We start from the raw sequence: 15589 nt of genomic DNA on the forward strand, positions 1-15589 counted from the left end.
ATCCACATGGTGCATCGCATCGGATGGCTGAGGGCCGCCGTTCTCGGCGCCAACGATGGGCTCGTCTCGACCGCTAGCCTCGTGGTCGGCGTCGCCGCGGCAGGATCGGGAAAGCCAGAGGTCCTGGTCGCGGGGCTGGCTGGCATCGTGGCCGGTGCTATGTCCATGGAGGCAGCAGAATAAGTCTCGGTCAGTTCCCAGACTGATGCGGAACAAGCCGATCTTGCCCGCGAGCTGGCGGAAACGCCTGACGCAGAGCTCGAGGAGCTCACCCGGATCTACGTAGACCGGGGGCTGGATCGCGACCTCGCGGAAAAGATGGCCCACCAGCTGACCGAACAAGACGCGCTCGGATCGCATGCCCGCGACGAACTCGGCATCTCCGAGACCGTGACGGCACGCCCGCTCCGAGCGGCGCCGGTCTCAGCTCTCACATTCGCCTTCGGTGCGGTCGTTCCGCTGATCGTCGTTCTCGATCGCGCTGTTCGTGGCGGCATTGACGGTAGTCGGTCTTGCCGTTCTCGGAGGTCTGGGCGCCTCCGCCGGCGGCGCTGGTGTCGTTCGGGGCGCTGCGAGGGTCGACCCCAAGCTCCGCGCGATGCGCTTCAATGAACGCGATCATGACTTCGGTCGGCGGTCGAGCTCCGCCTGAGCAAAATACGCGCTGGCCTTCCGCAGTATCTCGTTCGCTTGACGGAGTTCCCGGTTCTCCCGCTCCAGCGCCTTCAACTGCTCGGTCATCTCGGTCGTGACACCGGCCCGCTTGCCATTGTCGACCTCGGCCTTCTTGACCCACTCATTCAACGTCTGCGCTGCACAGCCGATCTTCGAGTACACGGACACGATCGCCGAACAACGGCTCTCATGCTGCCTGGGATTGTCCAGAACCATGCGAACGGCCCGTTCGCGCACTTCGGGGGAAAACTTGTTCGTCGTCTTGCTCATGATGCCCCATCCTACTCAGGAGTTGGAGCCTCCGGCAAATCCGGCGCGGTTCAGACAACACGAGAGGGGCAGGCCAGCTTGGGGATCGCTGAGAGTGAATTGCTCGGGCTGTGAACATGCATCCTGTCGTTTCGTGCCTGCGATGCGACGACCGCCACCCGTATAGCTGTGATTGCGCAGCAGATATGACTGACACAGATGGCGTGATCCGGTTCATCATGTTCGCTGGAATCGTGGCCTGTGCCGACCGCCTGCATGTGCGGGCAGGAGGCCGCTGCGATCTTTGCGTCTCCACCAATGGTGGTTAGCACAATCAACTTGAGAGCCACGACCGTTCGCATGCCGCAACCAGTTACCAGTGTTGAAGAGTTGTAAGTTCACGATGCCGTGCCAAAACCGCGGCCTGTTCTGATGAAGGCAAACCTATATTCGCGGCTGATTGCCAGAAGGATTCACAGTGGACCGGCTGATACGACTATAACCATCTCGAGAAGAGCGACGCCGACGCTTCCTCCCCTTGGACAACGGATGCGCGCGTTGGGTGCTGCACGGGTCAAACGTTATCCGGCAGTCCCTTCAAGATCCGGGCTATCTGAATGCATTATGCAATGGCCCGCTCCTCTGCCCCCCTAAGCAATAGACGAATGATGTCCGACCGCGTCAGGACTCCGACAAGCTGATTTCCCCGATTTACAGGGATAACTTCGCTTCCTTGCGCCGCCAAGCGGCTGAGGAGCGCGCCAACCGGCATGTCATGAGAGACCGCTTGGTCCGTCGGGCGCATTACATCCGCCGCTGTGCGGCGGGGCGACCGTTCCTTCCAGCCCAGGGGACGGCTTTGTGCCGCCACCTGATCGAGAAGATCGGCTTGCAGCACGAGACCAAGCAGGGTCATGCCGTCGTCGATGACGGGCAGGCTCTTGATGGCGTGGCCTCGAAAGAGGCCCGCTGCCTCCGCGAGAGGTGTGTGAGATCGCACGGTGATGAGGTCGGTGGTCATGATGTCGGCGCAGGTCGTCCCATCAAAGCGATGCTGAACGGCCTCCGCTTCGGCAGCTGCCAGCAACCGTCCGAGGTCCGCCACGCCGAGGTTGGTCGACTGGTTGAACCGGTTGAGCAACTCACCAAGCTGCGCGTTAGACAGTCCCAACCGCGGTGCAGCCTCTTCCCCATGTTTCGTCTCTGGCTGGCGAAATGGGTAAGCACGTCCGGTAGCACGGTTGTAGAGCACCGCGGCCAAAACAAGCACCGTCGTGGTCGTTCCCACGGGCATCAGCGCGAAGAGCGGCCCCGTGTCCAGAGCGGGCGCCGGGTCGAGGGCAGTCAGAAGCGCGACGGCTCCGCCTGGCGGGTGCAGCGCGCGGGCAAGCATCATCGCGGCAATCGCCGCCCCGACTGCAACGCCGACCGACCAGGGGTCTGGAACAATCCGGATAGCCAGCAGCGCCACGAAAGCCGCGATCCCGTTGCCGACGATCGCTGACCAAGGCTGGGCCAGCGGCGAGTTCGGAACGCAGAAGACAAGTACTGCGGTCGCGCCGAGAGGTGCAACGAGGTAAAGCGACGAGATATCGAGCGCACTGCCCGCACTGACCACCAGGGCACAAAGACCGATCCCCAGCATGGCCCCGACGCCAGCACGCAACTGTTCGCGGCCGCGGAACGCCGGTAAGGCGGGATAGAGATGGTGCCAGGCGGGCATCGACGAAACCTCGGGCCAGATTGTAGGCTCGCCCATCTCCCGGGCGAGGTTCCCGCCATATGCCGCGGACTGGGGCACTTTGAAAACATGGCAAAGGGTCGAAAAGACGATCGTTCGCCCCCGAGCCGGCTGTCAAAGAAGCAGATGCCGCGAAGACTGAGAAAAGGAGGATGAGCGGCCCAAAACTCATCTTTGCACCGTGCTTTGACAGATCGCTCGGAACGCTGCAGGTTAGATTTCGTTGAAAGGCAACCCGGGGGCGGTGGTGCAAATGGCGAAGTATTCAGAAGGCGATCGCGTCAGCTCTAATTCGGAGGCCGGCCGCGCTGGAGGCCGAACCGCGAGGGTCCACCAGGCGGATTGCGCCTAAAAGCGGCACCGACGACCCGCCTCGAAAAACGAGCCGCAATTCGAGATCGAGAGCGACAAGACCGATGTTGCCATCATGCGAAAGGTCCGGCTCCAGACACTGATCAACGCAAGCTCCTTTCCAAAGACCTTTCGCGATGCCGCGTTCCATGACGACAGGTCCCCGCAAATGCTGGTCAATCACCAGATCGGATACCGAAACATGCCCGCGGCCGTGGGCGCCACCCGAAGCAGGCCATCGCCGAGATTGCGGGGACGGGGTCAGCATCGAAGATGCCCGTATCGTGTGACGGATTGGTCCTCAGCACTTTGACATTGTCACGAGCTTCGTTCCGCTTCTTTCCTAGGCTTTGTAAGATTGTCGGGTTGACCGGCGTTGTAGGCGCAAGTGATCTTAGAAGGGAAGTAACGCGCCTTCAATCCGAAGTGGTCTGTCGGATGCCGGGTAGGCCATACGATCAAGGCCAGTTGCCGGGCGGTCTGACGAAAACACCGATCAAGGTTTCTTCGTCGGTGGACCTTGCGGCAGCCAGGAACGCCCTGCGGTACGGTTTCGCCCCGCCGGTTTGGCGTGTGAGCCAAGAACAGTGCAATCACCGATCCCGCCAAGCGGAGGTTGTCGATTCGCGACTTTCCGGTTTAGGCTGTTTGCGCAGCCAACGCTCCAGGCCCATGACAGTCGCGCATATCCTCGTTCTTGCCTCCGTTCTGTTGCCATGTGCCGGCTCGGCTCTGGCCGAGGACTGCGTTCCGCGTCGTTTCACCGATGAGATCCAATTCGAAGTCAGAGAGACGCCTGACTGGTATCATGCGGTGCTGCTGGCCTATCCCGATCTTCGTGCCGGGCCTGATGGTCAGACCCTGATCGCACCTGAAGGCGGCGAAATCGCGGCGGCAGGTCCGACCGGCCGGCAGCCAGCCGCGATGCTGGATGATCCCACACTGGGCGATCAATTCACGCAGGTGTATCCCCTGACGCCCAGTCTGGAGGAGCGGCAGACGCCGTTTCACGATCCTGGACGCATCCGCAACCAGAATTTTTTCAATGCGCTTTACCACGACAACGCCGAGGCCGTTCGGGCTGAACTGGTGACCGTCCCTGCCGGTGCATTGGGGGCGGCGCGCTTTCATGTCACCGGAAGGCAAGGCGTTGCCTGCCAGCTTCAGGGGGCGCTGGCCCAGCTTGAACAGGATCCCGTGGGACTTGGCCCGTTCTTCGATGAGGTCGGCGGCGGCTTCAACTGGCGTCGCATCGCCGGGACCGATCGGCTGAGTCCGCATTCCTACGGCATGGCAATCGATATCAATCCCCAGCTTGGTCAGTACTGGAAATGGACCGGTGCCGCCGAAGGCCGGGTGGGTTCCTACGAGAACCAGATTCCCTGGCGCCTGATCGAAGCAATGGAAGACCACGGATTCATCTGGGGCGGAAAGTGGCATCACTTCGATGGGATGCATTTCGAGTATCGGCCCGAACTGATCATCTTCAGCAGGATGCACGGCGACACTAGCGAGTGACGAGGGAGAAGATGCGCAAGACAACTAACTTGATCTGCCTGACCGCTGCGGCATGCCTGATAGCTGGGAATGGCTGGGCGCAATCCTTGATCGACAGCTACACTGCCGAGATCGGCGCCGCGGATCGGGTCAATTCCTCGGGCCAGCCACTGTCGCGGCCAGCGCAGATTCTGGCGCAGGACCGGGCGAACGTGCACCGCTTCGGCACCCGACAGGCCGCGGATACGGTTGACCGGGTGTTTTCGGATCGTGGGGCGCGGGCCGCATTCCCGCAGCTTTTGTCGCGCGGAGCGATCAGCGGGTCGGCCCGGCAGGCGCTGCGCTCGGGCGCCCCGGTCACGTTGCAGGTCAGCGTGTTCGGGCATGGCGGTACGCCCAGCCATGTCACGGTCGATGTGGCCGGATCACCTGATCCCTCGGTTGCGGACGCGCCGCTGAACCAGGCCGAAATCACACAGGATGCGCGGCGCATCCAATCGGCGCTGAACGCGCGCGGCTTCGACGCCGGACCCGAGGATGGCCAGCCGGGTAGTCGGACCCGTCGCGCAATCGAGGAATTTCAGAACAGCATCGCCGCCCCTGTCACAGGCGAGTTGACCCGCGATCAACTTGCGGTGCTGATGGGTGCTGCCGATCTTGCTCAGGATGACACTGCGGCTGCCGCCGCTGGAGGCACAGCAGACGCGGCCGAGGTTGGCAGTCGTGACGGCCTTGTTCTCGTCGACGGGCACCCCGTCTGGGGAGATTTCTCGAATTATGTCAGGCTGCCCGAGGGCGCCGGCGATCTTGGTGCGCATGCGCAGGAAATGGCGCATCGGCTGGTGCGTGCCGCATGGCTGGCCAAAACCGATGATCTGGAAGCCGCACTTGGGCAGGCGCCGTCCGGGTCTCATCTGCAGAGCTTCTACAAGCTGCTGCGCGAGTCTTCTCAGGCAGAGGTCACGCAGCTTGGGCTGAGCCTGGGGACCATCGCCCAGAACAGCCGTGAATACTGTCAGCGACGGCCGCTTCGCGATCAATTTTCCTGCGCAACGCAGCATCACGAAACCGAATTCGACCGTCGTCGGTTTCGCGAAGGCATGGCCGGGATCATTGCACGAGATGCCGCAGCGTCGGCCCTTGAGCTTCCTCTCGACGTGACCGTGTTCTGCACCCTTGGCCAAATCGATCAGGCCTATGATTTCAACAACGGGATGGTGGAATGGGGCAAGATGATGGGCAGCGGCTCGTGTCGAGGCGCGAACACACCATTTGGCTATATGAGCGACGACCCGCTGGTCGAGGATCTGGATCTGGCAAGCGGCATGCCCGAGGCGACGGCGATGCCGGCCGATCAGGTCGAGGCGCTGGCCCGGCAGCATGTCTATGATCCAAGCGGGCTGGGGCTGGAAACCCGTCTTGCGCCGCTGATGCTGGTCTTCCAGGGCCAGATCTCGATTGCGCGCACTGGAGAGGCCGGTAACAGCCCCTTGGGCTTGGCGCCCGTACAATTCACGCTCAGCCGTACGGGGCCGATCAATCTGCGCTGGAGCCATGAACCGCTGAAGAACATCATCACCTTCGAAGGGGCGTCGCCGGAAAGCATGCCAACGGAGGCGCTGGATCTTTGGAACGCACGTGTGGCTCATGATCTGGCCGGGGACGCGCCCGAACTTGACCCGGCTGCGCTTGAACAGGCGGTGGCGCGACTTGGCGAGCCGGACGGATCGGGCAGAATGGTTCGGATACCCGCGCGGATCAGGAAGGACGATCAGGGCCGGCATTTCCTGCACAGCAGCGATTTCGCGATGCCCGAAGACCCCTCGCGACAGGTCGCGCAGATGGCCGGCCTGCCGGCCGAGCAGGTCGTCTGGACGCAGCTTCCGTCAAAAGATCGGGGCGTGCCTGACACCGAGTTGGTGCTGATCTTCCCCCAGCCCTTTTCCCAGATCCGCAGCACTGCCCTTGATCCTGAAACCGCCGCGATCAAGCATGGTGCGCGATATTTGATGGCGAAGCTGTCCCATCCGATGACAATGAGCGGCATGGCGGGCGAAGCGCTGGTCGCGGTCGTGCGTCCGACCGGCTTCGAGGTTCATGAGCCGGGCATCGGCAATGCCATGCGTCTTGCCGCGCGCCCGCTGCTGGCGGAAACGGAAATCGAGCCGATGGAAAGGATCTTCGTGCCCTCGGCCTATTGGTATGCGCTGAAGGCCGCCGAACTGACCGGAACCGACATCGAGGCCCATATGAATGCGGTCTTTGATCGCGCAAACCTCATGAGCGGCGATACCTTCGCCCGCATCGACGCCGTCAAGGAGGCCGTTGCTGCGGCAGAGCGGGCAGCCGCCGGACAAGAGGATGAACAGCCCTGGATCGTCGGGCGGATCAGCCTTGGCGCCTATGACATGCAGCGTGGCGGATGGCCGGTCAATTCGCTTGGCATCGAACTGCCGGTCAGCGGCGACGTGGAAAGCGCGATTGCCCGCCGGGTTCTGCCTGATATCGAGCGGACGGGACTGATTCTTCCGATGTCCGAGGCTGATGCACGGGGATTGAACGAAAAGTTCCGGGGGTCCAGCCGACAGTTGCCATTCCGGGCGCGGATCGACATCGCACCGCCGCGCGCAGCCTCTGGCCTCAGCCCGCAGGCATTTCTGCGCGAGGTTTCGCTGCTTCCCCCTGCCGGATCGCGCTCGCAGCGGATACCGGTTTCTGCATCCTTCCGGCCGGGGGAAGAACTTGCCACCATCCTGCTGCCGGCCCCTGACAGGCCTGCGCCCGCAGCGCCGGTGCCCGACCAGGTGACAGCCGACCGGACCTCTGCGGATACGCAACCCGCTGCCCCCAGTTCCGGCGCGGATGCGACTGGTAAGGATTGGCCTGCCATGCCGGATGTCGCCGTGATGCCGAGTGCCTGGGACATGCTGGGTCTGCGGACGGGCATGACCGTTGCCGACGCCGAAGCAGCGGTTCTTGAGCGTGGCGGTATTGTTGCGGCCTTTCAGCGCCCGCGCGGCGACCTTCACGACGCCACGGTGCGCAGCGTGCAGTTCCAGCGTCTCTACATCCTCGGCGATGGAACCGAAGCGATCACGATCGCCGGCCCCGCCCCCGATGGTCCGGTGCTTGCAGTCATGCGGCGGATGCTTCTGCCGCGGGGCGACCTGCCGTTCGCCGATATCCGCACCTCGCTGCTTGAAAAATACGGCCCTCCGCAGTTCGAAGGACAGCCCGAGGCCGCGATGGCACCGATGGTCTGGTATTCTGGCGAGCCGAGCGCCCGGCAGCCCGCCTGCCGGGCACAGTTATCGACACCAGTGCGGATCAATCAGTGGCAGCGTCTTGAGGGGATCGGCGACCCTGCCTTCGATATCAGCCAGCGGCCTGCGGCGTGGGACGAGGCGGTTCAGGACTTTCCCGTCGATTATGCCGAACAGGCAACACCCTGCGGTCAGATGATGCATTATGCTGCCAAGAGCGCGGCAGATCACGGCGCCGCGTCCTTTGCCATGCAACTGCTGGACATGCCCGCGATCCTTGCGTTCGACGAGGCGATCGCGGGGGTGCCGGATGCCGCAGAGGTGAAGATTGATTTCTGAGCTTCAGGTGCCGCTGATCGGACGGCCACGATAACCGTTTCGTTCCGGGATGTTGCCGACAGATGCGTTGCCCCGCGCTGGATCTGACCACCGATCTGGTCGGTCAGGGCAGTGTGTAGTGGATCTGCGCAATGTGAAATTTCGCGCGCCCGTCCAGCCTCACCTTTTTCAGGCGACAGATCAGGAACTCTTGTGCGGCTAGCGTCGGCGAGCGACTTACGGCTTGCCACACATCCCTCGGACAGGCAGTTCCTGAGCGCGCTGTGGGCTATGATCGCCTCGATTTCGATCCAGAGGCACAAAGGACGCTGGCCTAAGGCGACATGGTGCCTCTTTTGTGCTTCCTGATAGCCGACAGGCATATTGCCGGGTCGAGATATGTAGCCTTTCGTGGAATCGACCGGGCCAAAAATGCTCGGATCCAATCATCAGCGGGTTATTGAGCCACGCCGTGATCGATTTCCGGGTTCCCTCTGTGATCTCGAAGCGAGCCGGCTTCCGTGTTTTGCTCTGGATACTCGCGGCGCGTTCTTTCACCTGACCGGCAGCGTAGACATCGGCGAATTTCAACTTTACCAGATCGCACACCCTCAACTTGCTGTCGATGGCCAGATTAAACAGTGCGAGGTCACGGACATTGCTTGCGATTTCAAGGCGGACGCGGATGGCCCAAACATGCTTCGGCAGCAGGGGGCGCTTCTGTCCTACTATTCGCCCCTTGTTCCAGGCTGGACGGCAGGCGCGTATTGCAGGCAGATTTTCGATGGTCATGGCGGGTCCTCCGTTCCGCCTCGCCCGCCTCGTCCTCGGCACCGCGCCGACGGAACATTATACCACTGCGCGCGTGCAGAAATAGGCAGCTTCGAGCCCTAAATTCGCCCTGAGGATCATGTCCAATCCTTCAGTCTTTGTCTGGCTCCATCCCCCCGGGACCCGTCGCCGTCGCGCAGAGCATATCGTCGAAGAGCGCCTTCCACTGCGCATCCGGCAAAGACAGCAGACCGAAGGCCTTGAGCAGGAATGCGCCTTCTGCGGCAAGGAAGGTCGTTGCCAACCGAAGATCGTCCTGCTTCGTCAGATCAAGTCCGTCGAAGCGGGCGGCATACCAATCGCGCGTCTCTGCCAGTCGGTCAGGATGCTGAAGAAGCGCGGTCACGGCCACGGCCGCGCGGGAATGGTCTGCATCCTCCGTTTCCCGCATTGCCGCGAGGTGCCCCCGGATCAACGCCTGTGTCGAAGGATCGGGCCCGGTCCGCCGGGCCACGTCGGCGTCGAAGGCCTCTTCCCAGCGGGTGATCATTGACCGGATCAGGTTGTCGCGCGTCCCGAAGGCATATTGCACACCGCCCTTTGTGATTCCGGCCGCTTTCGCCACGGCGTCGAAACTGAGCGCGGAGGCGCCTTCGGCGATCACCAGTGCCTCGGCAGCATCCAGAACCTTGTCACGATCGATTGAGCGAGGACGTCCGGCCATATTCTCCCTTTCATTACGATACGAACGTATCTATACGCGCAGCCATGTAATGCAACCCTAATTCGACTCCCCAAGGAGACCCAGATGCTTCCCCGCAACCGTTGGCTCGTGCTGGCCATCGTTTCGAGCGCCCTGTTTCTGATCGTCATCGATGTCACGGTGCTCTATACTGCTCTACCACGCCTAACGCAGGAACTCGCCACGACGGCGTCCGAGAAGCTGTGGATCGTGAACGCCTATCCGCTGGTCATGGCGGGCCTTCTGCCGGGCATGGGCGGTTTGGGAGACAGGGTCGGCCACAAGCGCATGTTCCTCGCCGGGCTGGCGGTCTTCGGCCTCGCCTCGTTGGGGGCCGCCTTTTCCCCGACGCCTGCGGCGCTCATCGCGGCACGGGTGTTGCTGGCGGTGGGGGCGGCGATGATGATGCCGGCGACCCTGTCGCTGATCCGCCTAACCTTCACCGACGAGAAGGAGCGCGCCTTCGCCATCGGGGTCTGGGCGGCTATCGCCTCAGGCGGCGCGGCCGCGGGGCCCGTCCTTGGAGGCCTCCTGCTGGAGTGGTTCTGGTGGGGGTCGGTCTTTCTCATCAACGTGCCGATCGTCCTCGCAGCCCTCATCGGCGGCGTGCTGATGCTGGTCAACCGGCGGCCCGAGCAGGCGCATCCCTTCGACCTTGCGGGCTCGGCTCAGGTGATGGTCGGGCTCGTCGGTCTGGTCTACGCGATAAAGGAGGTCGCCAAGAGAGACCCGTCCTTTGCCGCCGCGGGCACAGCTCTCGTCATCGGAGCCGTCGCAATGTGGGCCTTCGTGCGCCGCCAGCGGTCGAGCGCCCACCCTTTGATCGACTTCGCGCTCTTCGGCAAGGCGCGCTTTGCCTCGGGAGTGGTGGCGGGACTGGTGGCGGCCGGAGCCCTGGTCGGCGTCGAGCTGGTGTTCAGTCAGCGCCTCCAGCTGGTTCTCGGCCTCTCGCCACTCGAGGCGGGCCTGCTGATCCTGCCCATCTCTGCCGCATCTTTCATCGCTGGCCCCGTCACGGGCCTCGCGATGCCGCGTCTGGGGGGCGCGCGCGTGCTGACCTCGGCGCTGGCGCTGACCGGCCTTGCCCTGGTCGCCTTCCTGCTGACGCATCAGGGGCCGACCGCCGTCTGGCTTTCGGTCTTGGCGGTGATGGGCTTCGGGGTCGGGGCCACGATGACGGCCGCATCGAGCGTGATCATGATGTCCGCCCCTGAGGAACAGGCTGGCATGGCGGCCTCCGTGCAGGAGGTCTCGTTCGAACTCGGCGGCGCGGTCGGCATCGCCATTCTCGGCAGCGTCATGACCGCGCTTTATACCCGTGCCATGACGGTTCCCGCGGGTCTCAGCATGACCGTGGCCGACAGCATCGATCAGGCGTTGCTGATTGCCGAGAGCCTGAACGACAGCGATGCCTCGCAACTCACGTTGCTGGCCCGTGGCGCCTTCGACGAAGCCTTCGTCGGTGTAATCACGGTGGCTTCCGTCATGGTCTTGGGCGCAGCCCTCGGCATTTGGCGTAGGGGGACATGAGATCGGGCCAACCGTGCGCGGCAACGTGGATTGTCTGTGCAGAGCCTTAGGGTAGCATTGTCCGCTCCGCCCGCTCAGCCGACCTTACGATCACGCCAGGGTTCGCACGCGCGGCCAACGGCAGCTTTGACGGACTGCGCTGCCGCATTCTGATCTAGGCCTGAAGGTCGGCTCTGGGCCGAACGAGTAGCAGCAGCATTATGCCAGCCCAGTAAGCGAGCGATTGTTCTGGCGGCTTGATGACACTGCTCAAGCCTTTTTGTGCCGAGCATTGCTGCACGGGCCAGAATCAGCATGCCACTCGACCCAACTACCCGCTACCGGCGTGCAGTCCGACCAGGCGCGACAGCAACATCACGGTGTAGAGCGTCCCCCCAATAGCTTCGAAGGCGACGAAGGACTGGGCGTAAAAGCCGACCGGTGTGATGTCGCCATAGCCCAGAGTCGTCAGCGTCACGTAGCTGAAGTACACCATCTGCTGCCAGTCGATCGCCGCGCCGGAGCTTGCCACGAAAGATCCCGGAACGCACCATTCGATGAAGGCCAGTACGGCGGCAAAGCCCGATCCGATCACGAGGTAGAGCGAGGTCGCGGAGATCAGCACGTCGGTCATCACCGTCTTGGTCCCGAAGGTGTAGCGCGCCAACACGACGACCATGCCGAGGTGATAGGCGATGGAGGTTAGGTAGACGGCCAGCGCTGCCCCATCCGAAGGGGCATAGGAGTTCAAGAGGCCCGCGATAAACACGGCAAGCCCTGCGCCTCCAACAAGGGCACGCAAGGTCTGGTTGTCCGTGAGAGCCCAGGTCGCCACCACAAAGATCGTTGCGTAGAAGCAATAGAACAGCGCGGGCCAAATCCCGCCAGCCGCCGACAGCGGATAGGTCAGGTTGTGGATCAGGATTGCCGCCAGAAAGCCGGCATTGGCGACAACCTTGTTCTGGGCCGTGGGCAGTGTCAGCATTTCAATCTGCCTTTCGATGCCCGAGCGCCGCCATGGCCATCACGATTAACAGAACGCCCGTCCCGAGCCACAACCCGTTCAGGTGCAGGTTCAGTGCCAGCCAGCCCCAGGCCGCAAGCGCTGCAACGGCCAGAAGGTACAGCCCCCGCAGGCGTTCCGCCGTGACGCGGTGAAAGATCGTGCAACCAAGGAGGAAGAGCGACGGCCCGGCGAAGGCGATGATCGCGGTCTCGGCATGGATCGCGTCATGGGGATGGGCCACGATCATCTCAATGGCGACGGCGGTCACGATGGCACCACAGACTGCGACGCCATGTGCGTAGGCCAGACCCGCGCGCGCGAGGCTGGTGTGATCCGTCGCATGTTCGAACCGATGTTCGCCCGGCTCGGAAAGATCGACGAAGTAGATCCACCACAATGTCACGATCAACAGGAAGCCGATCAGTGCGGCGACACCCGTGTCCAGATGGATCTCATGGCTGACCAGATAGCCCCCAAGCAACAGGATGGATTCCCCGAGCGCGATGATAAAGATCAATTGGTTGCGCTCGAAGAGATGCAGCCCTTTCAATGGCCAGCTCGACATCGGCGTCGCGCCTTTACCGGGCAGCCAAAAACCGACGTAGGGCGCAGCATAGTCGATCAAAACGGCGACGATCCAAAACTCCAGCCGCGCGGGTGCGATGAAGGCCCCCAATATCCAGAAGAGACCGGAAATCGCACTCCACGCACCGAGTTGGGTATAGTTGCGCCCCATCACCTGACCGCGAAACACAAAGGCCATGTAGCCCGCCCGGATCAGTGCCATGGCCACATAGGCAAAAGCGAACAGCGCCGCGCGTTCGCCGAAAGCCTGCGGCGCCGCCACGGCCATCAGAAGCGCGCAGCCCATCAGGACGATCATCAACCCACGCCCGCTGGGGTGGTCGGGGTTTACCCAGTTGGCCGCCCAGGCGGTGTAGTTCCAGGCCCACCAGACAGCGGCGAAGAGCGTCACATATTCCAGCGCCCCAAGCCAACTGGCATGTTCCAGGAGGTAATGGGAAAGCTGGATGATCGTGAAGACATAGACGAGATCGAAGAACAGCTCCATCGTCGTGACGCGGGGCGTGTCCTCGGGGCGGAGCGCTCGTAGGGCGTTGGTCGGAACAAGGCGGTGCAATAGGTTAGACATGAATACTTTTCCTGTTGAGTTTTTGCGATTATCCTTGAAACCCACCTGCGTTCAAATACCGGCGTTCCTCGGATGTCAGCGCGCGTTCGAAGATCGGTTGTCTGTGGGGGAAGCGCCCGAAGCGTGCGACGATGTCTCGATGGTGCTCGGCCCGGTGAAGTCCCGAGGGCAGATAGCGGCGATGCAGCGCGACCGATTGGTCCTGATCTTCGAGCACCTCGGAGTGTGCGAAAGGCAAGAGCATGAACAGGCGGAGGTCATGCGACACTCGGTCGATGCAGCCCTGCCTCCGGGCGTGACGCGCCAACGACAGGGCTTGCAGGTCTGCGCGATACATCTCCTTGGTGCCACGGAACGCATTGCGTGGATATTGATCGAGCAGGATCAGCAGCGCCAGACAGCCCTCCGGCGTGTCTCGCCATGCCGCAAGATCACCTGCCATGGCCATCTCATGTAGAGGTGCGAAGCCTGTGCGAAAAGCGGCGTCGAAGGCGGGCGATTGGGAGAACCAGTCCTCGACCGCGTCTTGCCACCAGACGATCACCTCGCCGATCCGGGGATCCCTCATGCCGACCGCCGCGCCAGAAGCCAGGCGACAAGACAAGGGACGCCGAAGACCACGGCGAAGATCGGCAATTCTTCGGCCAAACTATACCCCGCATGGGCCACGCCGACCCAGAGATTGATCGCAGCAGCTGCCGCCCAGAGGATGGCAAAAAGGGGAAAAGCGCGGCGTAGGGAGGTGCCGCGCCAGAGCGCAACACCATAGACGACTGCCATCAGGACAAGACCGCTAAGGATCACGAGAACAGTATGCATGTGAGACCTCCGGGCGTTAGGCAAATGGCGCAAGCATCACGTCGATGTCCTTTTCCGCATAGGGCGGATAGACATCGACGGTCCTCTCGGCGGGCAAGATCAGAAGTGACTTAGCATTGCTGAGCGTATCGAACCCCGCTTTGCCGTAATACTTGCCCATCCCAGAATGACCACCCCCGCCAAAGGGCAGCGACCCGACCCAGCAATGCAGATTGGTCAGGTTCACGCAGCCGCCGCCGAAGGACAACGGCACCGTGATCTCGAACTGTTGCTCAAAGGGCGGCTTGCCGAAATCCTGATGCAGCGCCGTGCACCAGCGGTCGCGATGGTCGAGCAGAATTCGCTCCATTCTGGCGAGTTGATCCAATCGCCAGCCGCGCGATCTCGTGCGGTCGCTGAGGAAGGCCGCCTTCTGGCGGTCAAAGATCGTCTGAAACGAATTGCTCATATCGCCATTTCCATGTTCGGACCTGCCGCCGTCGTTCATGCGGCTTCTTCCAGCGCCTCGAACATAAGCTCCGCCGTCAAACCTCTGCTGTACCGCTGCTGTCCGGTGATCAGGCAACCGTCGCGGATGGCGAATGGCTCATTGGCATCTCGGCACAGAAACTCCGTTCCGGGAATGTCCTTTGCGCTGGCCTCGATTGTGTAGTCGTTCAGGGTCATTCCGAAGGCCCTATTGACTGCCTCTTCCTCCGCATCGGTGAAACCGGTCCATTTCTTGCCCTCGGCCAGCAGCTTTCCGTTCGACAGCCTTGCCCAGAGTAGCAGGGAGGAGCCGTGGCAAATGAGCGAGACGATCTTGCCCTTATCGTAGAAGGCCGCGATCAACACATGCAGCGCGGTATCGTCTTTGAAGGTCAGCAATGGCCCGCCCCCACCAGCGACCCAGATGGCGTCGTAATCATCGGCCGACACCGAGCTGTTCGGCAGGGTATCCTTCAACATCGCGCTAAATCGCGCATGCTGGACAAAGCCGAGGCTGATCAGATTGTCCGTATAGCCGCCGTCCGAGTTGCGCGGATCGCTATGCGTGTCGAACATGCCCTCGCCGCCGTTCATAGAAACGAGGTCCACGCGATGGCCTGCTTCGGTAAACATCAGGAAAACCGGCGTCATCTCCTCGGCGAGGAAGCCGACGGGAAACCCCTTCAGATCAGCGGTGTTCGAGACGATGGAGAGAATGCGCCGCGGCCTCCTGCGCACGCTCAGGCTGGTCCTGAGGACGATATCCGAAGCCGTCACTTGAGATCCCCTCTCTGTGCATGGGTCTTTCGAAATCCAGCAAGGCGGCGGAACCGATGCTCCGCCGCCTTCGTGATTACTTGGTCGTGTAGCCACCGTTGACAAGGATTGTCTGGCCGGTCATCCACCTGTCCCCCATCAGCGCCTATGGCACAGATTTGAGGTTGTGATTTAAGGAGGATTTGGGCTTCGTCGTAGTGACGAAGGAACGAAGATGAAGCCCAAATCCTCCAATACAAAATCGCCGGTG

General features: G+C 62.2%; 13 protein-coding genes, 2 pseudogenes and 1 other annotated feature. Of the genes and pseudogenes, 4 read left to right on the forward strand and 11 right to left on the reverse strand.

The annotated features are described in order from the left end of the window. Positions 1–6 precede the first annotated feature (6 nt). Positions 7–612: pseudogene (locus tag MU516_RS17190) on the forward strand (VIT1/CCC1 transporter family protein). Beyond that, positions 563–664 (reverse strand) — a sequence feature (AL1L pseudoknot). Its footprint overlaps the pseudogene before it by 50 nt. Here MU516_RS17190 and MU516_RS17195 read toward each other — a convergent pair. The 3 genes and pseudogenes from MU516_RS17195 to MU516_RS17205 all read right to left on the reverse strand — a co-directional run. Continuing rightward, positions 575–945, reverse strand: a pseudogene (locus MU516_RS17195) (transposase); the annotation flags it as partial. It overlaps the preceding feature by 90 nt. The pseudogenes MU516_RS17190 and MU516_RS17195 overlap by 38 nt on opposite strands. 601 nt (positions 946–1546) lie before the next feature. Then, positions 1547–2647, reverse strand: coding sequence for an HPP family protein (locus MU516_RS17200; RefSeq protein ID WP_260278488.1), 1101 nt, complete (start codon positions 2645–2647; stop codon positions 1547–1549). A 283-nt stretch (positions 2648–2930) separates the two neighbouring features. Next, positions 2931–3167, reverse strand: coding sequence for a hypothetical protein (locus MU516_RS17205; protein WP_260278489.1), 237 nt, complete (start codon positions 3165–3167; stop codon positions 2931–2933). 521 nt (positions 3168–3688) lie between these two features. On the opposite strand from MU516_RS17205, the gene MU516_RS17210 reads away from it, so the two are divergent. Together MU516_RS17210 and MU516_RS17215 are read left to right on the forward strand one after the other, a co-directional pair. Continuing rightward, complete coding sequence (locus MU516_RS17210) at positions 3689–4534, forward strand: M15 family metallopeptidase (protein ID WP_260278490.1); 846 nt, start codon at positions 3689–3691, stop codon at positions 4532–4534. Positions 4535–4545: 11 nt separating this feature from the next. Further along, entirely contained in the window at positions 4546–8115 is a 3570-nt protein-coding gene (locus MU516_RS17215; RefSeq protein WP_260278491.1) for a peptidoglycan-binding domain-containing protein, read from the forward strand. A 216-nt stretch (positions 8116–8331) separates the two neighbouring features. On the opposite strand, the gene MU516_RS17220 is transcribed toward MU516_RS17215, so the two are convergent. Then, complete coding sequence (locus MU516_RS17220) at positions 8332–8886, reverse strand: site-specific integrase (RefSeq protein WP_260278492.1); 555 nt, start codon at positions 8884–8886, stop codon at positions 8332–8334. A 130-nt stretch (positions 8887–9016) separates the two neighbouring features. Beyond that, a complete protein-coding gene (locus MU516_RS17225) occupies positions 9017–9589 on the reverse strand; it encodes a TetR/AcrR family transcriptional regulator (RefSeq protein ID WP_260278493.1) in 573 nt (190 codons plus the stop codon). 84 nt (positions 9590–9673) lie between these two features. Between MU516_RS17225 and MU516_RS17230 the strand changes: the two genes are divergently transcribed. Continuing rightward, positions 9674–11137 carry an MFS transporter gene (locus tag MU516_RS17230; RefSeq protein ID WP_260278494.1) on the forward strand — a complete coding sequence of 488 codons (1464 nt, stop codon included), beginning with the start codon at positions 9674–9676 and terminating at the stop codon, positions 11135–11137. Positions 11138–11447: 310 nt separating this feature from the next. On the opposite strand, the gene MU516_RS17235 is transcribed toward MU516_RS17230, so the two are convergent. From MU516_RS17235 to MU516_RS17260, 6 genes are read right to left on the reverse strand one after another with little or no spacing between them, the layout of a single operon-like run. Next, positions 11448–12101 carry a potassium channel family protein gene (locus MU516_RS17235; protein WP_260278495.1) on the reverse strand — a complete coding sequence of 218 codons (654 nt, stop codon included), beginning with the start codon at positions 12099–12101 and terminating at the stop codon, positions 11448–11450. A 1-nt stretch (position 12102) separates the two neighbouring features. Beyond that, positions 12103–13320, reverse strand: coding sequence for a low temperature requirement protein A (locus MU516_RS17240; protein ID WP_260278496.1), 1218 nt, complete (start codon positions 13318–13320; stop codon positions 12103–12105). Further along, positions 13304–13843: a DUF924 family protein gene (locus MU516_RS17245; RefSeq protein ID WP_260278497.1), complete on the reverse strand. Its 540-nt coding sequence runs from the start codon at positions 13841–13843 to the stop codon at positions 13304–13306. The genes MU516_RS17240 and MU516_RS17245 overlap by 17 nt, the downstream gene beginning before the upstream one ends. Beyond that, a complete protein-coding gene (locus MU516_RS17250; protein ID WP_260278498.1) occupies positions 13840–14055 on the reverse strand; it encodes a hypothetical protein in 216 nt (71 codons plus the stop codon). The genes MU516_RS17245 and MU516_RS17250 overlap by 4 nt, the downstream gene beginning before the upstream one ends. 55 nt (positions 14056–14110) lie before the next feature. Beyond that, a complete protein-coding gene (locus MU516_RS17255; protein ID WP_260278499.1) occupies positions 14111–14581 on the reverse strand; it encodes a hypothetical protein in 471 nt (156 codons plus the stop codon). Beyond that, the gene (locus MU516_RS17260; protein WP_260278500.1) at positions 14578–15339 is read right to left on the reverse strand and encodes a type 1 glutamine amidotransferase domain-containing protein; all 762 of its coding nucleotides are present in this window, start codon (positions 15337–15339) and stop codon (positions 14578–14580) included. The genes MU516_RS17255 and MU516_RS17260 overlap by 4 nt, the downstream gene beginning before the upstream one ends. Between the last annotated feature and the right edge of the window lie 250 nt (positions 15340–15589).

Source organism: Paracoccus maritimus, assembly GCF_025195095.1.
GTDB lineage: Bacteria > Pseudomonadota > Alphaproteobacteria > Rhodobacterales > Rhodobacteraceae > Paracoccus > Paracoccus maritimus.